15 protein-coding genes and 1 pseudogene are annotated in these 24,189 nt (G+C 38.6%); 8 read left to right on the top strand and 8 right to left on the bottom strand.

The features are described from left to right. Positions 1-22: 22 nt before the first annotated feature. The 3 genes from CH365_RS00750 to CH365_RS00760 form a co-directional block, all read right to left on the bottom strand. Entirely contained in the window at positions 23-7,021 is a 6,999-nt protein-coding gene (locus CH365_RS00750; protein WP_100766698.1) for an RHS repeat-associated core domain-containing protein, read from the bottom strand. A gap of 326 nt (positions 7,022-7,347) precedes the next feature. After that, complete coding sequence (locus CH365_RS00755; protein ID WP_165782555.1) at positions 7,348-8,181, bottom strand: DNA/RNA non-specific endonuclease; 834 nt, start codon at positions 8,179-8,181, stop codon at positions 7,348-7,350. A gap of 25 nt (positions 8,182-8,206) precedes the next feature. Continuing rightward, on the bottom strand, positions 8,207-8,938 hold the full coding sequence (locus CH365_RS00760; protein WP_100766700.1) for a hypothetical protein: 732 nt from the start codon (positions 8,936-8,938) through the stop codon (positions 8,207-8,209). A gap of 142 nt (positions 8,939-9,080) precedes the next feature. Here CH365_RS00760 and CH365_RS00765 point away from each other — a divergent pair, with 142 nt between their 5' ends. The 4 genes from CH365_RS00765 to CH365_RS00780 all read left to right on the top strand — a co-directional run bounded on the left by CH365_RS00765 (position 9,081) and on the right by CH365_RS00780 (position 11,953). Next, the gene (locus tag CH365_RS00765; protein ID WP_100766701.1) at positions 9,081-9,329 is read left to right on the top strand and encodes a helix-turn-helix domain-containing protein; all 249 of its coding nucleotides are present in this window, start codon (positions 9,081-9,083) and stop codon (positions 9,327-9,329) included. 156 nt (positions 9,330-9,485) lie between these two features. Beyond that, complete coding sequence (locus CH365_RS00770; protein WP_100767005.1) at positions 9,486-10,199, top strand: SOS response-associated peptidase; 714 nt, start codon at positions 9,486-9,488, stop codon at positions 10,197-10,199. A 43-nt stretch (positions 10,200-10,242) separates the two neighbouring features. After that, complete coding sequence (locus tag CH365_RS00775) at positions 10,243-10,662, top strand: LexA family protein (RefSeq protein ID WP_100766702.1); 420 nt, start codon at positions 10,243-10,245, stop codon at positions 10,660-10,662. Beyond that, on the top strand, positions 10,643-11,953 hold the full coding sequence (locus CH365_RS00780; protein ID WP_100766703.1) for a Y-family DNA polymerase: 1,311 nt from the start codon (positions 10,643-10,645) through the stop codon (positions 11,951-11,953). Before CH365_RS00775 ends, CH365_RS00780 begins: the two co-directional genes overlap by 20 nt. A gap of 82 nt (positions 11,954-12,035) precedes the next feature. Here CH365_RS00780 and CH365_RS00785 read toward each other — a convergent pair whose 3' ends face one another. Next, positions 12,036-12,464 carry a transposase gene (locus CH365_RS00785; RefSeq protein WP_100766704.1) on the bottom strand — a complete coding sequence of 143 codons (429 nt, stop codon included), beginning with the start codon at positions 12,462-12,464 and terminating at the stop codon, positions 12,036-12,038. A gap of 1,062 nt (positions 12,465-13,526) precedes the next feature. Between CH365_RS00785 and CH365_RS20075 the strand changes: the two are divergent. Next, positions 13,527-13,820, top strand: a pseudogene (locus CH365_RS20075) (transposase); the annotation flags it as partial. Positions 13,821-14,033: 213 nt separating this feature from the next. Here CH365_RS20075 and CH365_RS00795 read toward each other — a convergent pair. Both CH365_RS00795 and mgtE read right to left on the bottom strand, forming a co-directional pair. Then, on the bottom strand, positions 14,034-14,675 hold the full coding sequence (locus CH365_RS00795; RefSeq protein ID WP_100766705.1) for an LA_2219 family laminin/E-cadherin/plasminogen-binding protein: 642 nt from the start codon (positions 14,673-14,675) through the stop codon (positions 14,034-14,036). A 48-nt stretch (positions 14,676-14,723) separates the two neighbouring features. Then, positions 14,724-16,118, bottom strand: a complete 1,395-nt coding sequence (gene mgtE / locus CH365_RS00800) for a magnesium transporter (RefSeq protein ID WP_100766706.1) — start codon at positions 16,116-16,118, stop codon at positions 14,724-14,726. Positions 16,119-16,256: 138 nt separating this feature from the next. On the opposite strand from mgtE, the gene CH365_RS00805 reads away from it, so the two are divergent. Both CH365_RS00805 and CH365_RS00810 read left to right on the top strand, forming a co-directional pair. Beyond that, complete coding sequence (locus CH365_RS00805; protein WP_100766707.1) at positions 16,257-17,288, top strand: OmpA/MotB family protein; 1,032 nt, start codon at positions 16,257-16,259, stop codon at positions 17,286-17,288. Between the two features lie 14 nt (positions 17,289-17,302). Further along, positions 17,303-18,322, top strand: coding sequence for a cation diffusion facilitator family transporter (locus CH365_RS00810; RefSeq protein ID WP_100766708.1), 1,020 nt, complete (start codon positions 17,303-17,305; stop codon positions 18,320-18,322). A 37-nt stretch (positions 18,323-18,359) separates the two neighbouring features. On the opposite strand, the gene CH365_RS00815 is transcribed toward CH365_RS00810, so the two are convergent. Together CH365_RS00815 and uvrA are read right to left on the bottom strand one after the other, a co-directional pair. Beyond that, complete coding sequence (locus CH365_RS00815) at positions 18,360-19,427, bottom strand: acyl-CoA dehydrogenase family protein (protein ID WP_100766710.1); 1,068 nt, start codon at positions 19,425-19,427, stop codon at positions 18,360-18,362. Between the two features lie 12 nt (positions 19,428-19,439). After that, positions 19,440-22,274: an excinuclease ABC subunit UvrA gene (gene uvrA / locus CH365_RS00820; protein WP_100766711.1), complete on the bottom strand. Its 2,835-nt coding sequence runs from the start codon at positions 22,272-22,274 to the stop codon at positions 19,440-19,442. Between the two features lie 128 nt (positions 22,275-22,402). Between uvrA and CH365_RS00825 the strand changes: the two genes are divergently transcribed. Next, on the top strand, positions 22,403-24,115 hold the full coding sequence (locus tag CH365_RS00825) for a S49 family peptidase (RefSeq protein WP_100766712.1): 1,713 nt from the start codon (positions 22,403-22,405) through the stop codon (positions 24,113-24,115). The last annotated feature ends 74 nt before the right edge of the window (positions 24,116-24,189 follow it).

A 24,189-nucleotide genomic window follows, 5' to 3' on the forward strand; every position in this document is an offset into this window, starting at 1 on the left:
TTTTACTCATAAAATTCAGATTCTATTTTTTCACAGAACACTCTTTGGCCGTTTTATTATAAACCCAGCAAGTCAATACTGCATCTCTAGCAGCAGCATTGAAGATAGAGTTCATATATGGGTAGTAAATTCGTGAGGTTACCGCATAATCCATATTAATGGTTGAAGACACAACGAATTTATAATTAAAAAATTCGAATTCATATTGCATAGGGATTGAAACGGCTCCATTTGCCAAAGTTCCATCAGCAGAATCTATTCCTGCATCAATTACTTTATCTGCACTTCCGGCACTCATCCCAGCTTCGATAAGTCCGCCATATAGACCACCAACGGATGCGGCACTCGCTCCGATATCTTTCATCGCCACGCCTGCCTTTTTATCGTAATGTATATTATTGAACGAAGAAGTAGATAGCGAGCCAAGAACTTCTGCAAAAGCGGCCCCCGCCATTTCTACAGCTATTCCGAATGTCACGCTGGCAAAGACTTGTGCGGCTAATACTGCTCCTGCTCCATAAGCTTCGACGAGGCTCCCTGCCCAAGCAATCACTTCCGGTCCGACTACGATAGCGAGGAAAATTGCAGCGGCTAAAATAATACCACCTACAATTAGTTCTTGAGTGCTCATATGAGCAACCGGATCAATCGCTTGGCGATCGAGCCATTGGCCGCTTTTATCCCAGGCACTTCCTCCTTGGCCTAAGCTTAATAAAGAATAATTAAAGACAGATAACCCAAAAGCACTCCATCTTTGGCTACTTACATAGAAAGCGTTTTGGAAAAATGAACTTAATGAAATGCTAAAATTCAACATTCCCAATCCATTTTGACTCAACCATGCGCTTAGCATGCTGTGTCCGGATGGATCCACATATCTGAGCGGATTACCTTCGGTATACATGTAAGAATCCATTCCCATTGGGCGATTTCCATCAACAATGGAGTCTGCTTGCAAGAATCTACCGATTAAAGGATCATAGTATCTTGCTTTAAAATAATATAAACCCGTTTCTTTATCTTCTTCTTGGCCAGTATATTTATATCTAAAGACATCTGGTCCAAAGGAATCGGTCCGATTTATTTCACCGTAAGGCTCATAACTAACATGAGAAGCTCCGGCTTGTGTCCCTCCTGTAATTCGTTTACCGTCTCCATCAGTTGCCATTGTGATCGATCCTAAATGGTCCGGATGTAAGAATACGAATCCATCTACAGGAAAGATCCTTCCTGGGCCATTTCCAACCCCCGGAGTATTGGCATTTATAATTAAAGCTTCTTCCCAAGGAGTGTCACCATTTCCGCCAGGAATTAAAACTGAACAATTTGAGATAGAAAGGATCAAAATCGGAGCAGAAAATTTTAGAATAGAATTCCAGAGTCCTTCGTTAGTATGAAGTAAGGAAAAGCATAACGCAGAAATTATAGAAACGCATAAAAGAACGATAATAGATTCTTTCTCAAACAGAATATACTTAACGCCTGAAATCGAAATATCTCCCATTTTTCCAATAAAGGTATTCCAGGCTAATTTGGTTTTATCTGTTAGAGAGTCCGAATTAACAGTTCCAGTAATAAGATTGGCATCTTTTCTCGTCCATTGCCCTATTAAATCACCATAGGCTCCTTTAAAATAGAGTGTATGCTTTGGTTCTTTCCCAGGGACAAAATCTATTTCGTACAAACCACCCAAACTTATGGTTTTTGATCCGTCAGTAGAAGAGACTTTACGAATTCTTGTTCCAGTAAAATCATAATCGAAAGAAATCAATCCTTGATCTGCTGTCTGAATATTTTTCACTTTTTGGAAGGGATTATATTCAATCGTTTCTCCATTTCGATTAATTGCATTCCCAGAAAGATCATAGGAATAGGTATAAGTAATGTCATCACCTACAACTTGCGTAACTGCGTTCTTATGTGACGAATCGTTATAGGAATACGTCAGATTACCCTTTTTCAAAAGTCGTCCCGAATCAGAGTATTGATATTCCTGTGTCCCATAAATTCCTGTTGAGGATGAAAGGCGATTCAAATTATCGTAAATAAAAGTTTGCTTTCTAGTTGGATTCTTCTGATCATCAATCTTAATATAATTTCCAAAATTATCGTACGAATAGGTTACACTTTCATAAATTTCAGAATCCTTACTTGTCTGTACGCTAACCGGTCTCTTCTCAATGGGATCATAAACAACATTTGTTGTGACTCCATTTCCAAGAAGTCTCTGAAATTTTAAATTTCCATCTTCAAAAATTGGCCCTACATATTGAACCACAGCAAAATCGGAGCCTCCTCCGTTTCCAGGAGTTAAAGTAATTCCAGATAGATATCCGGCCGCTGAGTATATGCTTTTTGTAATACTGCCGTCTGGATAAACGATTTGCTCTATTTGATTTTGGAGATTATAAGTTTTCTTAATCAGCAGAGTTAAATCTTCCTCTACGATATGCTTCTTCAGCTCAGTCTGGTTTCCTCGAATGTCGTATCCGAATTCTGTGTCCCCAAGCGAGTCTGTAACTTTACTTAATTTCCCAATTCCATTTGAAATTTCAGTGCTGTCATACTCATAGATATGATCAATACTCGCTCCATTCGAATCAATGCCTCGGACAAGAGTAGGTCTTCCCAATATGTCGTAAGAATATACAACTCGAGAACCATTGGCATTCCTTTGCTCTTCCAATTTCCCAGAGGTATTATCATATGTATAAGTCGTTGTACCAGAATTCGGATTTATTACTTTGGTTTGCTTTCCAGCGAGATCAGTTTCAATAGTAGTGATTCCATTTTCAGGATCCTTTATTTGAGAAAGTTTACCATTTGATCCATATTGAAACTGAATTGTTTTGCCCTGATTGGTTCTCGAAATAACCTTTCCTAAAGAATCTTTAACTTCGATGAGTTTTCCAATCTCAGTTTCGTTCTTCGTAATAAGAAAAGTGCTCGTAAAGCCTTCTAAAGAAATATTTGTTACTTTACCGTCGCTTCTTTCGGATTTTGTTAAGTTTCCCTCAGAATTGTATGTATAAGTAGTCCAAGATATTGGGCTTGCACCTTCTAAATAAGAGTCTATTTTTTTTATAGTCTGTCCTTCTCTATTCTGATACGATTCTTCAACTAATATTAATCCATCAGTTAAACTACTTCTTTTCTTAAGCACTCCGGTTAATGAATTTGATATCTCTTCTTGCCAAGATTCACCAGTTGTTTTACGGAATTTCTTTCGAATGATTTGGTTTTCCAAATCTCCTGTATTTTCATATTCAATCTTTTCCGACCAATCCGTTTCTCCGGGAAGGTAGCCAGTGATCGCTCTCCCAAAAACATCAAACTCTGTCTTAGAAATTCCCCCATTAGGATTAGTTAAAGACGTGAGAAAACCAGTCGTAAAATCATAACTTTTACGAGTAATGTGACCTAGGGAATTTGTTACAGTAATCGGATATTTGTGAACGATTGGATCGTATTCAACCGTATTTATATTTCCGCTCACCTCTTGAATAATGGTTGGGTTTCCAAATTCATCATATGCTTGAATTCCGGAAGTTCTCCAGATATTACCTGATATCAGTTCCTTAATTTCAGTCATTTGAGAATTCGAATAACTAATCTTCTTATCAGAAATGATTTCTCCATTATTCTTTATTTGAATCTCGGTAGGCTTTCCGATCAAACCAGTATTCCAGTCGTTTAGATATGCAATAGTCTCGACTATCATATTACCATTGATATTTATACATTTACTGCTTTCATTTCCGTAGCTATCGTAAGTATTCGAAGTGACTATTGTATTTAAAGGTTCGCCAGCTTGGTATTTTATTTGAGTATTATCCCCAGATTGAACCAGAGCACCACCGAAGATAGAAGTAGATTTATTATACGAAGTTGTAGATTCCGAGAGCTTAATTCCATTCTTCGAACTCAACTGATAAGTTGGCCGACCCGCCATTTCAATAAAACTCGGATCATATCGAGTTTCTGATACCTCATTCGAAATTTCATTTTTTTGAATGATTTTTTGAAATCCAATATATGAAGAATTCCTAAATCCACTTAAATAAGAACGCGAAAATGAAAACGAATAGCTTATTTTTCCGAGAAGATTGTCTCCCGTTTTCTGCGAAACAGAACTAACTAAATAATCGGCCCCTGTAAAAGGTAAAAATTGCGGGTAAGACGCACTATATAGATTTGGTTGCACTGCCCCGGAATGATTTTTTAAGAGCTGATATTCCAAATTTAATTCTAAATCGCCCGCAGAGGAATAAGACCCGTTCTTAACTTGGGTTAGCAGTCCACCGGGCAAACTTTGATTAAAACGAATATAGTTTAATTCTACCTTCGACTCATAAGGAAAGTTTCGACTTGTCCTAGTTAAAATTCCTGGAGCGCTACTCTGAACAGAATTAAACAGGTTTACCTTGTTTGCATTCATGCCAAAAATTTCAGGCTTTCCGTCACCATTGGCATCTAATGACATCATATAGCCTCCCGTAGGCCAGCTATCATCTCCATTTGCAGAATAGGTAATGAATCCATTTGAATCTAACTCTGCGTATGAAACGTAAAGAGTGGAAGTGGAATCATCATACCGAATAAAGTCTGCCTTCCCATCCATATTAAGATCTGAAAAGTCCTTGGGGTTTCTCCAATTGAAATATCCCATCGAAGACGAATCACCAGACGTTGAACTAGATGCAACATACGAATTTAGATCAATGGGAACTTCAAGAAAAGATCCGTTAGTAATTGTTACTTTAAATTTAGTTACAGAAACAACACTTGTAACACCGTTTGAATTAGTCTGTTCTTCGGTCGTAGAATCCGCCCTAATTGTATCAGCCGTACCATCACCATTCAAATCTGAGGAAACATCTTGATTCCAAGGGACCTTAATTGCAGTAAGGTATTTCGCTTGAGTAGAATCGTAAATTGATACGTTAAAAAATGAATTAGAAACGCTGGAGTTATCATATGAGACTTGGTCTTTAACACTGTCTCCAGAAAGATCTATATTAACATATGTAGTGTTTGCTGACGAACCAGATACTTGTTTTGCATATGCTTTGTTTACATTTATAGTCTGTAACGGGCTTGCTCCATTCGCCAAAAATTTTCTGCCTGTAAACGGATAATAAGAAATGGTTCCTTGGCTTCCCGACATTGCAAAGAAAGCGAAATCTAAATATCCATCCCCGTTAATATCGTTAATAAATTGATCACCAGATTTTCCAAAATCGGTTCGCGAGACTTTTGTCGTCTCTAAATTTTGTAAAGAGCCGTTCTGGAAATCCAAAAAGGTAACAAGTAGATCCTTCGACGTGGTTCCATCGATTCGGACGTAATCGGGAACACCGTTTTTATCAAGATCTACAAATTGTTGAAACTCTGTTCCAAAATTAGTCATTGCTAACGTCTGAAGTTTTTGGAATCCGGACCCGGTAGAAGTATAAACAACTAAATTGTTACTAGAATCAGCTTGAATATAGTCGGTCTTTCCATCGCCGTTTACATCTGCGACAAATTGTTTTAAGATATTGGAAGTTGCACCTAATCCTTGTACTGTAACGGAAGAATAAGTTGTAGAAGAAAAATTAGGGCCGTAATAAACCTTTAGCGGATCTCCATTATTTGTGAGAACCAAGAAATCGGTTTTACCGTCAGCGTTATAATCGCCAGGGAGAATTCTTCCTATTATAGTTATTCCAATATGATTTCCGACTAACGTATTTGAGCCTGATAAGGAATTGTCGGAGGCATTCTCCCAATCTGATAAAGACGTTACCGAAAACTTTTGGTTTGTCATGCTACCAGAAACTCGAACAATTTCAGGAACCCCATCTCCATTTGTATCTGCGGGCGATACAAAGGAAGTTGTTACACCATTCGTACAGACATCTTGAAAATTCGCTATACCGGAAGCACATGCAACACCGGCTAATCCCCAAGAAAGGGCCATACAAGACGGAATAGCCGAACAAACACAAGCTGCCTGCGTATCTGTGCAATTTGTTTGTACGCCAGGATCCATTGCTCTATAAGAAATATCGAAAGTCTTTCCGTTCGAACTTAATATAGTGCTATCCGTCGTTCTTTCGGTATATTTGAAAGTAACTGGCTTATAATTTTCTCTTTCGAAAGAAGAAAGCAGGGGACCGTGTTCGTCCGAAGTAGTATATTCTAAATCATAAGTTTCGATTAATTGTTCAGATCCGCTTTCATCTTTAGCGAACACTTGAATTTTACTTAATATTTTCTTGCGAATTGCATTATTTGTTAAAAAGAAAATCTGTTCTTTCCAGCCACTAGATCGATTGGAATATGAGAAGGTAATTCTTGCGTTTCCGCGCGTATATTTAATTTCTTGGGGAAGGGGTTCATCGGAATTTAGAGTTTCGGCAAGATATGTAATATCGTATCCGTTTCCATAGATATCACGCGCCTTGTCTAAGTAGAAAGCGACCGGACCAGAATCGCCTTGAACAATGGAATTAGAACCGTTTGCATTATTTCCGCCATATACATACGTCGATCCGGTAGTATCACGAAGAACCCAGGAAGTTCCGTCGAAAGTAGCTTTATAAAACGATTCAATCTTAGTTCTATATACGCCACCATTTCCTGTTGATATAAAGTCTCCTAAAATATTGGAACTATATCCGTCGGAAGAACCGAAATGAATTCCCATACCGGGATTTTTAGAAATTTTAGGAAAGCCGCTTAAGCTCCACCCTCTACCGACAATGGATTGATTCGCGCTAGTTGTATAATTGATTGCGACTGAAGGAGCAATATCTCCAGCTCCTGGAGGAATTTGCACATTTAAAGAAAAAGCTGGTTTTCCTGTTATCCCAACTTGGATATTAGGAAGAGGAAGCGGAATACTTGATTCAGTACCAGTCATTGCCGAAGTGAGATATTTAAGAAATGGTCTTAAGGGATTCCAGGCGATAAATAAGGATGAGCAAGTTAGAATAACAGAGAAAAAGAATATTCTAATTTTATGTTTATTAAGCATTTACGTTTTTCCTCATACTTTTTACGCTTTGAGCGATGGAATATATCCATTCTCACTCAGGACCATGATTTTTAAGACCATGTCAACTACCCACAAGTTTTCATGACTATTATGTCAAAATGTAAAATTATAAGATTTTTTTATCATTGGTTTGCTCTTCGAAGTTTTTTAAGTTATGCTTCACTTCAACGTTAAACATTTTATGGCGATTTGACAGATTGATAATACAATGAAAGTAAAATAGACCCTAAAATAATTACCTTAGTGATGTATTATAGCGGCCGCTAAAGAGTCTTTGGCAGAAAGTTATAGAGTTACATATACTTTTAGGGCCAATAAACTCCAACCGTAGCTTCTAAACTTTCATCTACATCGGGTATATTAGGTAGAAAATTCAATTGCGTATGTTCCTCTGCGAGATCAACCGTTGTAAGGAAACTCTCTAACGATATATTTGTTGCCTTCTTATGCTTAGCTAAGAAGGCTAATAGTAAGGTAGAACCGTTTTCATCTCGGACTAGTATTTTGAAGAAATGGTTCGGTACAGTAAGATCGTTATTCTTTTCGATAAATCTTGGAAATTGATTTTTGTCATCGATATAGACTGGGACAGTGATCACGATAACCCGGTTATATCTTTTAACCCACGATCGAATTTGCTCTTCGAGCTTCTTCCAAATCCCTGCATTAAAAGAATGATCTTGCGGAACAACATTCGAAAGATAAAAACTCTCATCATTTAATCTTTGATCACTCCTATAGTTGTCTGCTGCTGCCAGATGTCCTCTATCGTATCCCGAATTTTTATAATCTGAAAGTTCAGCACGCTCTCCTTTTGATAAAAGAGGTTCCGGCTTAAAGTGATTTCTTCTCGTTGCTTTCCCCAGTAGCTCTTCCGATAAGATCTCTTCACAAACCCAAATCGCCATTCGATACTTTGAACTATGTCCGAGCGTATATCCTTCTCTATGAATAATATGAATCTTTCCGTAACGTTTAGGATCTGTCGCTAATGGATTTCCGAAGGGACAATTTGTTCCATCATTCTTAATTTTACTATTAATTGATTCAGAACGAAATAACTCAGGAATAGCCGTTCGATCAAAAATACAGTTGAAAAATAAGATGAGACTAACCATTAGTATTAAGTAAGCCAACATTCTATCTCGAAAAACCATGCAGGTATTATTTACAAAATGATCTCTTTGAAAGTTCAACGATCATATATGAATTCGAAAGGAATGCTTGTTTCTGAATTGTATTTGAACTCTTCGAGTATGCTAGTATTGCAGTTGGACCTGCAACATCCAAAAACTGGCACGCAAAGTTATAGTTTTGATTTGTGCTGCTCATTCCATAAATTACGGGTAGATACAAATATCCAATTAAGAACTCAGACCTATTAATTATTAGTTTGCTTAACTGAGAGTAAACATCCGATGCCCTTTTTACTTTGGCCCAAATCGGTGCTACATTATTAGGATTCATAGCGTACATAAATGACGCTTCTTCAAACTGATTATCAATTTCTAGTCTTACTTTCTCTACGCATTTCCAATCCATAACCTCTGAAGAACTCAGTATTTTTTCGGAAGTTTGATAATAATATAAGTTCCCTCCAAATGAATATGCCAATCCTCCTGTTCCATTATAAGGAAAATATGAGAATACTGGTACTAAACTTGAAATTTGGCCATTTGCCTTTAGAAGTTGCTGCTGATCGCTTGCAGATAATTCACCTAAAACCGAATGAATCGAATCTTTCTTGCCAGCCAAGTAATTCAGGCAAGCTTCAACTGAATTATCTATTTCATTAAGTTTTACAAATAGCTTTCCCGGAAGAGATGTACATGAAATTTGAAAAATGCAAACTATCGCAAATATAGTTTCTAAGACTGGTTGTATATGCCGATTCATACAGGTTAATTCCCATCTCCACTTATCGAAGTGTTATTTATTGACAATAATTAACAGAAGGGATTCCTAATGCAATACGTATTTATATACGTGTTCTTATGTCCGTGGTCTTTTGGACGGCTTCCCGTTAAAATAACGGACAATGGATTATTCCACTTTTAAGAATCGAGTGTGCAAAAGAATAAAGGAATTGAGGATTGAAAAGAATTTAACTCAAGAGCAAGTTTCCGGTATGAATATGGGAGTAAGAACATATCAGAAAATTGAATCCGGAATAAATGCTCCGAATTTGGAAAGTTTATTCAAAATTGCAGACGCTTTAGGAGTCCATCCGAAGGATTTAATAAATGTTCCACTTTCGGGCTTTGATGAAAAGAGTAAAAGAAAATAAGGGATGAGACTTTAAGTCTCTTTACTTTAGATAAGTCCAAGAACTATTTTAATTAGATCAGGCAGCAGATCAGGCATTTCCTCAAAATTTTAACAAGAGCTTTAAGTTATTAAGTGTTGATTTTTCTCTTATCCTTCTGTCTTCTTTTTGCTTACAATGTGCTCTCGAATAGCTCAATCTAATCGCTGGTCCAAAGCCCAACCTTTTCTTTTTGCTAAACCTAAAAAGGAACCTATAAGTAGATACAATATCACTTTAACGGATAAGGCTGATATTATTCTTAAACCTGGAATTGATTATACTGTTGAGGATGCAACCTTCTGGCTTATTAATGAAGGTTCTAAAAGCTTTAAAGATGCCATGCAGTATTCTACCTTTAATGCAAAGAGTGAAACTATCTTTGAACTGAAATCTTTTAAGAGTAAAATACTAACTCAACGATGTATAATACCGGTTGATGCATTTTACGAATCGACTGGAGCCAGTGGAGCAAAACAGCCTTACGCTATTAGATTGAAAGACGGATTACCTTTTGGAATGGCTGGCGTTTTTTCTAAGTGGTTAAATCAGGATATAGGTAGTGAAATTTTCACTTTTGCAATAATTACAACTGAGGCAAATGAGTTAGTCGCGAAATATCATGAAAAGCGACGGATGCCTATTATACTTCCGCCGGAAAGTTACGAGCATTGGTTAGACGAGAAATTATCCCATAAGGATGACATAGCTTTGTTTTTTCAAACTTATCCGGCTGAGAAAATGGAAGTTTATCCTGTCTCGAAACAGGTCATAAGCACCAAAAACCGCATTTATGATGAGAATTGTCTCAAAGAAGTATATATCGAAGAAAATTCTCCTGAATTATTCTGAAGTACTTGCCTCAGTAAATATTTACTATATATACGTATAGATTATGAGTCAAGCTCAGATTTATATAGAAAAATCCACAGTTAAGATTCCATTGCTAAATTTTACCTTAGCCGCCGGATTCCCTAGACCTTCCGATGATTACCTTCGGAAAAGGCTAGATCCAAAGGATCTGTTGGAAATAAACCCTTCTACAACGTTTTACATGCGCATCTCCGGGAATGGTTGGAGTGAGTACGGTATCCACGATGGAGATCATGTTGTTATTGATCGTTCAATTCCTCCAAGTCACGGACGAATTGCAGTCGTTACATATGCTGGCAACTTTACAATCCGCCAGATTGGGAAAGTTGGTGATAGGTTATTTTTCTTAGAAAGAGATAACAACTTAAACCTCGTTCCTATAGAACCTGAGGGAGATGTAGAAATTTGGGGGATCATTTCTTTTGGAATCCATCGATTCTAACAAGAACCGAATCTTTGCTTTAGTTGATGTAAATAACTTCTACGTTTCTTGTGAACGTCTGTTCCGACCGGATCTAAAAGGGAAAGCAGTCATTGTCATGTCCAACAATGATGGATGTGCTGTTTCTCGAAGTGAAGAAGCAAAAGCACTAGGGATCAAGATGGGTATGCCTGTGTTTCAGGCTAAGGAAATTCTCGGGAATAAAGAACTTATTACTCTTTCTAGTAATTACACTGTCTATGGGGATATTTCTTCTCGTTTCCAGGAGGTTCTAGAGACTCTTTGTTCTGACGTAGAAGTTTATTCTATTGATGAATGCTTTCTTGAGTTAACGCATATGGCTAAGGCTAAGAAAGATCTAAGAGAATTTGCGAAAGAAATTAAAGCTCGTGTGGAACAATGGTTAGGGCTTCCTGTGTGCGTCGGCATTGGTTCAACAAAGACCTTAGCTAAAGTAGCAAATTACCTCGCTAAAGAAGATAAAAGTAAACAAGGAATATTTCTTATAGGACAAGATACGGAAGCAATACTTACTAAAGTTCCCATTAATGAGATTTGGGGAATAGGACCCGCCTACCAAAGTCTTTTAGCTTCTATTGGGGTAAGTAATGCCTGGGAGTTTAGCCAGCTTCGTAAGAACTGGATACGTAAGAATATGACAGTTGTTGGATTAAGAACAGCTTATGAGCTTTGCGGTTATGCTTGCTACGAGATAGATGATGTGCCTCAGACTAAAAAGGAAATTGTTGTTGCTAGAGCTTTTGGGGAAAGAATACACGATTTAGATTCCTTAATTGAAGCTACTTGTACTTATCTCACTCGTGCAGTAGAGAAACTCTGGAGAGAGGAACGATATGCTCGAACTTTGACAATATATATCCGAACAGATCCTTTCAAAACAGATGAAAAACAATATTCTCAATCTGTTAGAGTCCAAATACCAGTCGCTACTAGAGATCTCTTCGAATTACAAAACTATTGTATACAAGCTCTTAAACAAATCTATCGATCTGATTTTTTATATAAGAAGTCAGGAGTTATGCTTTCCGCCTTAGTAAATGAGGATCAAATACAGAAAGATCTCTTTTACGGCGATTCAGATGATAGGATTACTGAAGCTGTAGTAGGCATCAACAATCGATACTATACTGGCAAAATAAGGACTGCTATCACTGGTTTTGGAAAAAGGTCCTGGCGAATGAGAAGAGACACTATTTCTCCCTACTTTACGTCTAACTGGAAAGATATACCTGTAATATCTGTCGATCATTTTATGCAAAAAGACATTTAAATAAAAAGAATCGTAAATGAACTTATAATAAATAAAAAGACAGACTAATTTAATGCATTATTCAGGATAATTGTGATTTAATTTACTCTTCTTCAATCTCCTCTGACATTTCAACCTCTTCGGTATCATTCAAATCCTTAGATTTTCTTTTTACCCGCTTTCCTTCTAATATCTGCCAATCAAGTTCGATCCCGAAATTGTCCCAGTAATATTGGAGAATTTTATTTTTACACGATTTTAGAGTTCCATCTTGCATCCATTGTCGATATCGAGAATGAATTGTAGAACGTTTCCCAAATCTCGCGGGCAACTCTTTCCAAGATATATCGTGCTCCATACGATAAACAATTCCAGCAAGAATATACCTATCGCTACTTTTTGGACGCCCAACTAATGGTTTTGAATCGCTATCCTCTTTTCCTTTTATCTTAACTTTCAAGGATTCCCAAAGATCATCAGGTAAGGGAGTAAGGATTAACATCATTTTTGTATTAAATGGCAATGATTCCATGTAATCTCAATCGGCGGTGAAAAAGATCGTGTCTCAGTCTTTTTAATAAATTGTATGCTTAATATACGGAAAAAAAGAAGCAGTTTAGTGAGTGTAATATAGAAAGGTCCAGAAACATTAATTTTAGATCAGGGATCAGATCAGGCATCCCAAATATATAAAATTCCTTCAAAATACAAAATTAGACGACACAAATTTAAACATATTTTTCAAACAATTTCGAAAGTCAGGTTTTTTCGTATAAATTGTAATTTATCTAATTTACTCATTCTTACCCACGAAGATTAATTTCTTAAGATGAAATGCAAAACGCTCAATGGCACATACAGGGAACCTGGAAAACTCTTCAAAAGGTCCATATTCTTCCTCGCTAATCCGCACAAATGCGGTATAGAAGGACCTATTAATTCCCAGTTTTACCAACGTATAACAGAATACTTCTTAGATAATTTCTACCCAAAATTTTGCCCTATTTGCGAAATCCAACTCACCAAAAAGATCAGTACAAGAGATTATCTCATTCGCTGCGAGATCTGTCACTACCAAGCATCCAGACTTTCATATACTCCCCTGCACCATTTTAAGCTTCCTCTTTGGGTATTCGGATATGTATTAGATGAATCATACAAACAAAGTCCAAAAGTTGTAACGGCATCAGAGATAGTTAGAAAAACGGGAATCTCGTATAAATCAGCACTTCTTCTCAAACGTAGAATACAATTATTCGCAAGTGAGCAAAGAGAAGTATTTCAAGAACTACTATATTCCAAACTCGAACAAGAATATAGAAAATTCGAATTTCCAACAGATCAGGCATACCCAAACAAAACTCATGGTCGCAAAAACGAACGCATATACAAGGAAAAGCGGACATTAGCTAAGCAAAATCCTAAGAAACTTCTTCAAAAATCGCTCAAAGGAAAGACAATAACAAACGCAGATACAATGGTCCTCTACTCTGCCTCCCAGAGAGCTAACAAAGGCCGTAAAAGGCACAAATCCAAGGGATGCACGGCTTCTATATACATGAGCGATAAACTCGGTGGAAAGCAAATAGGAACGATGGTGCATACGATCGCCGCAAGTAACGGAGCGCTCATATTAGATTCCGTGCCGAACCAAAAGATGAATACACTCGGGCCGCTATTCAAAAAAAGTATCCCAGACAATACAGCAATTTTCACAGATAGCGGATACCCATGGTTATCGGTATATAGAAATCATAGAATGGTGAATCATACCGCGCATTCGAAAGACAAAAGACATCGCTGGGCAAGAAACAGATGGAGTAAGGACGGAGTGCATGTCCAATACGCGGAAGGAAACCACAGAGTAATCAAACAAGCATTTTCATCTTACGGATACATTCGTCCCGAGTATTCACAGCTTTATCTAAACGAATTCTGCTTTTACAAAAATCTAAAAGTATTTGGACTCGATGCGTTAGTTGCTAAGTGGAGAGAGAAGATTGGAGTGGTTGAGAAGCGAGAAGAGGAAGAAAGGCCAGATGGTCTGAATTCTCGATATTCATCGAGAATTCAGACTGATGTGCGGATTGTAAAGAAAAAATTATCTCTTCTTCACTTCACCCTTGAGCTCTTCTTTAACAGTGTCTCTAGTCGTATTGGATTTATTTTCCAATTTAATCGTATAGTGAATTTGATACTTAGTAACCACAGGCTTTTCTTCGGAATGTTCCATAGACCAACGGGTTACATCATTTTGTATAATCTTAGCTAGGTTATTGATTCTAGGAACTCTTGTATTAAAACGGATCGTTTCTACTGCACCTGTATTTCCGTTCAAGATCACTAAGATGATCCCGTCGTCGTTAAAATTAATCCGGTTATATTTTACTAGTTCTTCGCTGATGAGCGCGTCTCCGCCTTTATCCACTTTTCTACGAATATACTTGGAACCTCTGATCTGACGGACCTGGTAAGATTCGCTTGTGATATGGACTCTAAAATACTCGGCGCTGTCTTTGGACTGGCTTTGGAAGGAAGCAGGATCAACAGTGCTGATCTTCACGACTCTACCTTCTTCGTCTATGATCTCCTCATTCTCTCCGGCTGGATTGGGAAGAACCTCTCCTTTTGGAGTTTCCGGAGATTGGGTTGTTCCTCCTGTGCTAATACAAGAAATAAATGATAAACAATATAGAACCGCAAAACCTGCTAAAAAAGTTCGGCAAACCGAAACACGAAACATTGGCCTCTCCTATCCAAGGAAATTTATAATTTTATTCGAATTTTCCAACTATACCAAATATTGCAAGAACAGTGTGGCAAGCCCTAAGAAACAGAAGAAGCCGAACACGTCCGTTGTAGTTGTTACAAATATGGAAGACGCAATTGCAGGATCAATCCCAACCACTTTTAGTAGCATTGGGATACAGGCCCCTACGAGGGCTGCTACGATCAGGTTCGCAAGCATAGCTAAAAAGATAACAATCGCCAGTGCAAGTTTTCCCGTATAAAAAAATACGGCAAGTCCTGTGATCGCACCAATCGTGAGGCCATTGATTAGCCCAATAATGCCTTCTTTCCTAAAACCGACTGTCCAGTTGGATTGGCTCAAATCCCCAGTAGCGATATTTCGTACCACAACCGTAATGGATTGGGTACCTGCGTTTCCTCCCATACCAGCAACTATTGGCATAAGACTCGCAAGTAACACAAAGGACTGGATTGTGTCCTGAAAAAGTGCAACCGTTGAAGCCGCAATCACCGCAGTTCCAAGATTGATCACAAGCCAGGTCAATCTTCTTCGGATGGAATCCCAGATAGAAGTGTTCAATCTTTCTTCTTCTGAAACTCCCCCCATCCTCAAAATGTCCTCGGAAGCTTCCTCTTGAACGATATCCAAGATATCGTCGACAGTAATCCGACCGATGATTCGATCCAGATCGTCCACAACGGCGGCAGAAACTAAGTCGTATTTTCTAAAAATACGGGCCACTTCTTCCTGGTCCGTATCATAATGAATGGAGAAAACTTCCTCTTTCACGAGCCTGCTCGCCTTTTGGTTCAGGGGGGCGAGGAATAGATCCTTTAATTTGATAAATCCTTTTAAATGATTTTCCGCATCCGTTACATAGAGAAGGTAAATATCATCCGTCTCTTTAGCGACCCTTCTTAACTTGATGATGGCCTTTCTGACTGTGTCAGTCTCATAGGCGGAGGCAAACTCAGTGGTCATTAAACGACCGGCTGTATATTCCCTAAAATTTAGCTGCTTCCGGATCTGAGAAGAATCTTCCCGGTCCAAGGAATTTAGAATTTCCTCAGCTTTTGCCTTGGGAATCTCGGAGATTAGGTTTGTAACGTCGTCTGTTTCCAGATTTTCGACGATCGGAGAGATCTCCTTCATATTCAGGCGAGAGATCAGATCCGCTTGAAGGTCTTCGTCGAACTCGACTAAGATTTCGGACTGTTGTTCATAATCGCAGAGTTTAAATACGTAGAATGCATCGTCGATATCCAGCTTTTCCAGGACTTCGGCGATATCTGCAGGGTGATTGGTAGAAGTAAAACTGAGTAGGAACTTATTGTCCTTTTTCTCTATCTTTTCGAGGAAGGAATCCATCCAATCCCCGGATTGCGGATTTGCCTTCAGGGAAGAAGTTTCCTTAGTGCTATTTGTTTCGTCCATGTAGGCGTCCCTCCCCCTATGACAGAATCCTGATAGAATTTATCGGTTCAATGAATTTCCTGATTTTTGGTACAAGAGTTTTTCATTTGACTGGGGGCTCGCAGCCTTAGAATAGAACCTAGTTCTCCTAATCTGACTATGAAACCTTTTTTTTTCCGACTTACTCCCGTTCTTCTATTCCTATTTTCTTTGCCGATATTTTCAGACGCATTTTATTTTCCTTGGGAATACAATAAACTCTATAATGAAAACGCCACTCTGAGAATAGAGTTAGATTCCCTTAGATTGCGCTACAGAAACGAAATTGAAAACGCTAAAAAAGAAAAACTTAGCTTGGATGCCAGGATCCAAAATCTGGAAGAGCAGCTCGCGGGCGAAAAATCCTTCAGGGAAAAGGACAGAGAACTTGCCGCAGAACTGATCCGTGCCTTGGAAAATCAGATCGCACTTCTCAAAACGAAGAGCGGGAATAAAGAAAAAGAACTGATCGAAGAGAACGAAAGGCAGTCCAAAAAGTACCAAGACCTCATTTCCGAATTAAAGTCCGAGCTGGAAAAAGAAAGACTTGGATGTATCCGCAAAATGGACGAGCTCAAAAGAGAATATGAGTCCAAAATTGCCGGCCTGGAAGCAAGGATTAAAGAGCTAGAGGATAGTCTTTCCAAACTCAAAAACTTAAACGAAGACCAAAAAAGAGAATTGAATCGTTTGGCAGAACAGGCAAACGAACTCGAATCCAAACTTTCCGGAGAGATCGCTAAAGGACAGATCCGTGTAAAACGTTTTCATAATAGACTAGTCATCAATATAGATGATCAAATTTCATTCGATTCCGGTTCTGCAGAATTGAAAAAACAAATCTTCCCAGCTCTGGATAAGATCAAAGAGATTTTAGTCAAGTATCCCGGTAACCTAATCATTGTAGAAGGTCATACGGATAATATTCCAATACGTAATAAAAAGTTTAATGATAACTGGCAATTGTCTACAGAAAGAGCACTTTCCGTAGTTCGTTTTTTACTGGAGAGTAAAAACCTGGATGCAAGGAATTTCTCTGTGGCAGGTTACGGGGAACACCAACCGATTGTTTCCAATGATACTCCCGAAAACCGTTCCTTGAACAGAAGAGTAGATATCGTCTTAGAGCCTCAAAGCGGCAAGAGTCACTAAGGTCTCTTTCGGCATTGGAAAAAGATTCTCATTCATCCTCTAATTTCGAACCTTTTGCGAGACAGGCAATTCTCCGTCCTAAAAGGAAAGATGCATTACGTAGTTTAGTTTTTGCGTTCTTTCTTTCCATCGGAATCTTTTCCTGGGAAATATTCGGTTCCACTCAAAGTAAAAGTTTGGCACTTTTGGCAGACGCAGGCCATGTGATCTCGGATTCATTTGCCTTTTTACTGAGTATATTTGCGGTTCTTGTTTCTGACAAAAAACCAAATGCAAAAATGAACTTTGGATTCTTCAGGGTAGAAGTATTTGCCGCATTTTTGAATTCCATTCTAATCTCGGCAATTTCGATTTTTATTATATACGAAGCTGTCCAGAGATTCCGTCACCATCAAGAAATTGAAACCCAATCTATGTTGGTTTTCAGTTTAGGGACAATCGGTCTCAATCTGATTTCGGTCTGGCTTTTAAAAAGAATTTCTGCAGATAATATCAATTTGCGGACTGCTTATCTTCATGTTCTGAATGATCTATTTGGTACAATTGCAGTTTTAGTAGGTGCGATTTTAATCCGTCTTTTTGCCTGGACCTGGATCGATCCATTACTCAGTTTGGTTCTTTCTATTTTTATACTAAGAGCAGCAGCTATTATCCTTAAGGAAAGTCTTCTTATACTTTTAGAATCTTCTCCCACATTTGATGAATGGGATCATTTGAAAAAAGATCTATTACATATCAAAGGTGTGGATTCGCTTCTTTCTGCTCATACCTGGACCTTAACAAAAGGGATCCATGCTTGTGCGTTTAGAGTCCAAATCACTCAAGGATCCGATCATAAAAAAATTCTAAAAGAAGCTTACGAACTTTTGAGAGGGGAATGGAAGTTCGAGCAGATCTATCTGCAATTGGAAGATCCTTCTACCACTCATACGATTGACGGGATCATTGCAAAAACTCTGCATGATATCGATTCGGAAGAATGGGGACACCATCACCATACTCACGATCATCCGGCTCATCATCATTCTCACTGAAGTTGTTTATGTTGGAACTCCAATACGAAGGTTCAGATTAAACTTCTTTAAAGTTTCCGAATTTTCTCCAACTCTTGGATTGTTTGAGCCTATTCTTAATATATACAGGACTTCTGGCGGGATGGATTGTACAGAAAAGTCCCAGGTCAGGATATTCTTTTTTATGATCGAAGTTCGGAATCGATTCTAAGATAGAGATACATTCGTCCAAGATTGCTTCGTATCCATAAGGATGATCCTCTTCTATTTTGTAATTCGGATCCTTATCCTTTTTGTCGGAAATTTCCAAACATTTTCCGTAAAGTAGTCCGCTCAGGTCCCAGAGTTTTCCCAAAACGGAAAATCTCTCTCTGGATTCGTTTCCGTGGCTTAGATCGGAAACAATTTTACGGATGGCTCCACAGAATAAAACTGCGGCGGATAACATTTCTGACAAATGGATATCGGCACCTAGTTTAGAATAATCTTCTATAAAATGATAATGAGAAGGGATTTTGAAATTTTCACCTGTGATCTTACAATGGGTAGCTTCTCTAGCGACGTCCAGATACACCTCTTCGATTTTTAAACCGGGGAAATCTCTTGGAATAAAAAATACTCCGAAACGATTTTTCTCTTCTTCTCTGGCTACGACCAAGTAACCTTCTGCATCTGCGCCGTTTGTTACGAATCCTTTGTGAAAATTTAATTCAATTTCTCCACTCAGAAGTACTTTTGCCGTAGATGTAAGATTGGTTAGTTTTCCCATCCAACCTGGTTCACTCACTCCAAGTCCCAAAATTCCGAGGCCGTTTACTAATCTATCCTGGAGCTCCAATACCAAACTTTTGGATTCTTCTCGGATAGAAGCTCCCTCTTCGGAACCGAGAACTAATTTCAGGATCTTTCCGGCTACATTTGTTTGGGCCATCAGCCCTACCCCAACTCCTATCCCATGGGGAAAAGAAGGAATTAATATTAACTTTTCGTGAAATGCTCTGAATCCGCCGTCTTTTAAGGCATTAAGTAGTCCTGCCTTTGCTATATCTGGCAAAGAGGATTTATAAACGGATCTGAATTCTCCCGGAGGAAAGGAAGAAAGTTTCTCTCTTAATTCTTTCATCATTGGATGGAAAATTTAACCTGCCTTCTTCCCTGGATTTCCCAAAACTTTTTTCAAGTATTGGCCTGTAAAAGATTCTTTGACCTTTGCAATCTCCGTTGGAGTTCCTTCAGCGATGATCTTTCCACCACCTTCTCCTCCTTCAGGTCCTAGGTCGATGATCCAATCCGCTTGTTTGATCACATCCAGATTATGCTCGATCACAATCATGGAATTTCCACGATCCACAAGAGTATGCAAAACAGTCATCAAATGTCGAACGTCTTCGAAATGAAGGCCGGTTGTAGGTTCATCCAGAATATACAATGTTTTTCCAGTAGGCCGTTTAGATAATTCGGTGGCCAGTTTAATCCTTTGTGCTTCTCCGCCAGAGAATGTTGTAGCAGGCTGCCCCAATTTGATATAGCCAAGGCCGACTTCGCCCAAGGTTTCCAGTTTTCTTTTTAAAGCAGGAATATTCTCAAAGAATGGAACTGAATCTTCTACAGTCATTTCCAGGATTTCGTAAATATTTTTACCTTTATAACGAACTTCTAATGTTTCTTGGTTATAACGTTTTCCTTTACAAACATCGCAGGTCACATATACGTCCGGAAGAAAGTGCATCTCTATTTTTAGGATACCGTCTCCCTCACAGGTTTCACATCGTCCCCCACTTACGTTAAAGCTGAATCTTCCCGGAGAATAACCTCTGAGTTTGGATTCTTCTAACCCCGCAAACATGTCGCGTACTACTGTGAAAAGCCCTGTATAAGTGGCCGGGTTAGATCTAGGAGTTCTACCGATAGGAGACTGGTCTATATTGATGATCTTATCTATTTCTTCCAGACCTGTGATCTTCTCGTGTTTTCCCCAGACAGTCCTCATCTTCATCACTTTATGAGCCGCTGCATTATAGAGGATATCGTTGATCAGGGTGGATTTCCCCGAACCGGAAACACCGGTCACCACGATCAGTTTGCCGAGTGGGATCTCCACACTTACGTTTTTAAGATTATTCTCTTTCGCGTTTACGATCTTGAGTTTTTTGCCGTTTCCTGTTCGGACAGATTTAGGAACCGGAATAAATTCTTTGCCGGATAAAAACTTACCGGTAAGAGAATTTTTGTTTTTAGAAACTTCTTCCGGAGTTCCGGAACAAACAATTGTTCCACCATGAACACCCGCGCCCGGTCCCATATCGATCAGCCAGTCGGCTTCTTCCATGGTTTCTTGGTCATGCTCTACTACTAAAACGGTGTTTCCTAAATCTCTCAGATCCTTGAGAGTATTTACTAATTTAGTATTATCTCTCTGGTGAAGACCGATAGAGGGTTCATCTAAGATATATAATACACCTTGTAACCTGGATCCGATCTGCGTAGCTAGTCTGATCCTTTGGGCTTCTCCGCCGGAAAGAGTTCCAGCGGCTCGTTCTAAACTTAGGTAGCCCACTCCCACATCGTTTAAGAAAGTAAGTCTTTGTTGGATTTCCTTCAGAATAGGTCTTGCGATTATTTCTTCACTTCCCTTAGGCTTCATGGATTTTACGAAGTCTAAGCCCTTCTCCACACTGAAAGCGGAAAATTTATCTATTGTCAGACCATTCACTTCTACATGAAGGCTTACAGGTTTCAGACGTTTTCCTTCGCAAGCAGGACAATTATGATTGGTCATATATCCTTCTAACTGCTGGCGTCTTGCTTCTGAGCCTTCTTTATATCTTCTTTTTAAGTTTGGGATCACACCTTCGAATTCTCTACTGAATTCATAATGTGATTTTTCATTTCTGAAATCGTAATCTATTTTGAGATTTTTATCTCCGTAAAGGATGGTATCCCTTACCTTCTTAGGAAGATCCTTCCAAGGAATATTATAATCAAATTTTAATTTTTTAGCCAAAGAATGAACGGTTGTTAAAAACCAATAACTATTACTCTTTGCTCCTGCCCAGGCTTCGATACAACCCTCGACCAAGGAGAGTTCCGAATCTGTAATTAAAAGATCCTCATCAAATTCCAGAAGGCTTCCGAGTCCGTCACATGTCTCGCAGGCGCCGAAGGGAGAGTTAAATGAAAATAATCTAGGAGAAAGTTCGGGTAAAGATTCTTCTGGGTGATTCGGGCAAGAAAGTTTTTGGGAGAATGTATGGTCCTTCTTCCCATCATCCATGAGAAGAATTCCTTCCGATTGTTTAAGAGCAGTTTCGACTGAGTCGGTCAAACGGGAACGTATTCCGTCCTTGATCACAAGACGATCCACTACGATCTCAATCGTCGCCTTAAAACTTTTTTTGAGAACGATTTCTTCGTCTAAAGTTTTGATCTCGCCGTTCAAACGGATCCTGTTGAAGCCGTCTTTTCGAATCTTCTCCAGAACATCTTTATGTTCTCCCTTTTTTCCGGAAACGATCGGAGCCAATATTTGGATCTTAGTTCCTTCGGGAAAATTTAAGATCCTTTCGGTGATTTGGTCGATGGAGAGAGATTGGATCGGAGTTCCACAGATTGGACAATGGGGTTTTCCAACTCTCGCATATAAAAGGCGCAGATAATCATAGATCTCTGTCACAGTTCCTACAGTGGATCTTGGGTTACGATGTGTGGTCTTCTGTTCTATAGAAATTGCAGGAGAAAGCCCTTCGATGAGATCCAAATCGGGTTTTTCCATCTGGCCTAAAAATTGTCTAGCATACGCAGAAAGACTTTCTACATATCTTCTTTGTCCTTCCGCATAGATCGTATCGAAAGCAAGAGAAGATTTACCTGAACCGGAAAGTCCAGTGATCACAACGAGTTTGTCCCGCGGAATATCCACATTGATATTCTTAAGATTATGCTCCCGAGCTCCTCGGATGCGGATATGATCCAAACGAATAACCCTCTCTTAGGTTTCAGATAAATTCTGGAAAGCCAGGCTGAAAAGCGGTTTTCCTTCCGTAATTTTACGTTTTCCGGAATAAATGTCCGTTTTACTTTGGTCGCCAAAAGGAATTTCCAATGTTTAGAATTCTGTTCTCTCTTATTTTTTTACCGATCCGGATTTTGTTCCAAGGATTTAGGATCTTGTCCTGGATTATCCGCAAGGGAGATCATCTCTATTTAGAAATTCCTTCTTCTTTTTCCTTCGATAAAAAATCTTTCTTTGTCAAACTATTGGTCCCGAAAGAAGAAGCTCCCTTCTTGATAGATTTTTTACTGGGATTGAAGGCCTTAACAAAGGTCCCAGGTTTGAAAAAAGTTTCTTTCCATATTTCTAATCCAGAATACGGATTTGGAGAAGTTTGGAATATCTGTAAGTCTATTCAGGCATTGAATGAAAAAGGGATCGAGACTTCCGGTTTCTGTTTGGGCGGAGGAACAAAGGCATTATTATTACTCTCTCAATGTAAATACAGATACTCTTCTTCCGCATCCGAATTCTTTCCTATACTTCCTTCTGCAGAGCCTTACTTTTTCGGTGGAGCTGCTAAAAAATTCGGTGTAGGTGTAGAAACTTATGCAAGTGGAGCATTCAAATCATTCGGAGAAACATTTCAAAGAACATCCTTCTCCGCTCCTGCTCGTAAAAATTTAGAAACATTATTAAGGGATCTGAACGATTTACTTTCGGAAGGTTTTAAGAAGTCCTCCCATTTAGATATAAAAGTTTTGGAAGAGCCTATTATCAGTTCTGAAAAACTAAAAAAGATCGGATTTATCACAGAGTTCGTGGAAGAAGACGAGTTCGAAGAAAATTATCTATTCGAAAATTATAAAAAAGAGAAGGAAACGGATAAACCTAAATATAAAAGACTGAGTGCTAAAGGTTTCAGATTATATCATAAAAAGTCCAATTTTTCATTTATCCCTAAGTCCGTTCCAATCGTTGCAGTTCTTCCTATCCAAGGAAACATTCTACCTGATCTAGGAAGAGAAGAAGATTTCAGATCCAGACAAGTTTCCTTTAGATATTACCAAGAAATTTTTAAAGATTTAAAAGAAGATCCGAAAGTTGCGGCTGTTGTTTTAGAAATGAATTCACCCGGCGGAAGTGCACTTGTTTCAGAACTTCTGTATAGGGAGATCAAAAAACTTTCGAAAGAAAAACCTGTCATCACATATGTATTGAATGTTGCCGCATCCGGAGGATATTATCTTTCCTGTGCCACTAAAGAAATACATGGAACTCCTTATTCTATCGTAGGCTCCATAGGTGCAGTGATGATGAGGTTCGAATTAAAAAAACTATACGATAAATTCGGGGTTCAAAAAGAAAGGATCGGATTTTATCCTCATAGAGATATTCTTTCCGAATATGGTAAACTTTCCCCTAAGTCGGAACAATTCTTAAAAAAAGAAGTTCTGAGATCCAGAGACTTATTCTATAGTCGAGTGATAGAATCCAGAAAAACCAGTTTCCAAGAGTTAGAAAAAAATTGGGGAGAAGGAAGGGTATTCACAGGAGAAACTTTCCGCAAGTCAGGATTCTTAGACTCCTGCGATTCCTTTTTAGACATATTACAAAATCTGAAAGAAGAACTTAAATCTAAAAAGATAGATGTGCGTTATTTACCGGGAACATATAGCTGGAAGGATCTAATACAGGATTTAAAACCAGGAATGCAGCTCTCCAAACTTTCTTTCTTTCCTAAATTGAATGCGGAGAAGAAGCAGAACCCGTTAGAAGTCCTACATCTCTCCGAGATTGCTCAGGAACTTTCGAATATTTGAGCATCAGAGAAAGATGAGGCACAAAGTTTTTTTCACACAGGGCCACGGAGTCGCAGAGTTTAAAATCGATACAA

The organism is Leptospira neocaledonica (assembly GCF_002812205.1).
Classification (GTDB): Bacteria; Spirochaetota; Leptospiria; order Leptospirales; family Leptospiraceae; genus Leptospira_B; species Leptospira_B neocaledonica.

Coding starts and splice junctions, on each gene's coding strand:
- CH365_RS00750 (WP_100766698.1), bottom strand. CDS start 7,021: ATGCTTAATAAACATAAAATTAGAATATTCTTTTTCTCTGTTATTCTA.
- CH365_RS00755 (WP_165782555.1), bottom strand. CDS start 8,181: ATGTTGGCTTACTTAATACTAATGGTTAGTCTCATCTTATTTTTCAAC.
- CH365_RS00760 (WP_100766700.1), bottom strand. CDS start 8,938: ATGAATCGGCATATACAACCAGTCTTAGAAACTATATTTGCGATAGTT.
- CH365_RS00765 (WP_100766701.1), top strand. CDS start 9,081: ATGGATTATTCCACTTTTAAGAATCGAGTGTGCAAAAGAATAAAGGAA.
- CH365_RS00770 (WP_100767005.1), top strand. CDS start 9,486: ATGTGCTCTCGAATAGCTCAATCTAATCGCTGGTCCAAAGCCCAACCT.
- CH365_RS00775 (WP_100766702.1), top strand. CDS start 10,243: ATGAGTCAAGCTCAGATTTATATAGAAAAATCCACAGTTAAGATTCCA.
- CH365_RS00785 (WP_100766704.1), bottom strand. CDS start 12,464: ATGGAATCATTGCCATTTAATACAAAAATGATGTTAATCCTTACTCCC.
- CH365_RS00795 (WP_100766705.1), bottom strand. CDS start 14,675: ATGTTTCGTGTTTCGGTTTGCCGAACTTTTTTAGCAGGTTTTGCGGTT.
- mgtE (WP_100766706.1), bottom strand. CDS start 16,118: ATGGACGAAACAAATAGCACTAAGGAAACTTCTTCCCTGAAGGCAAAT.
- CH365_RS00805 (WP_100766707.1), top strand. CDS start 16,257: ATGAAACCTTTTTTTTTCCGACTTACTCCCGTTCTTCTATTCCTATTT.
- CH365_RS00815 (WP_100766710.1), bottom strand. CDS start 19,427: ATGATGAAAGAATTAAGAGAGAAACTTTCTTCCTTTCCTCCGGGAGAA.
- CH365_RS00825 (WP_100766712.1), top strand. CDS start 22,403: ATGTTTAGAATTCTGTTCTCTCTTATTTTTTTACCGATCCGGATTTTG.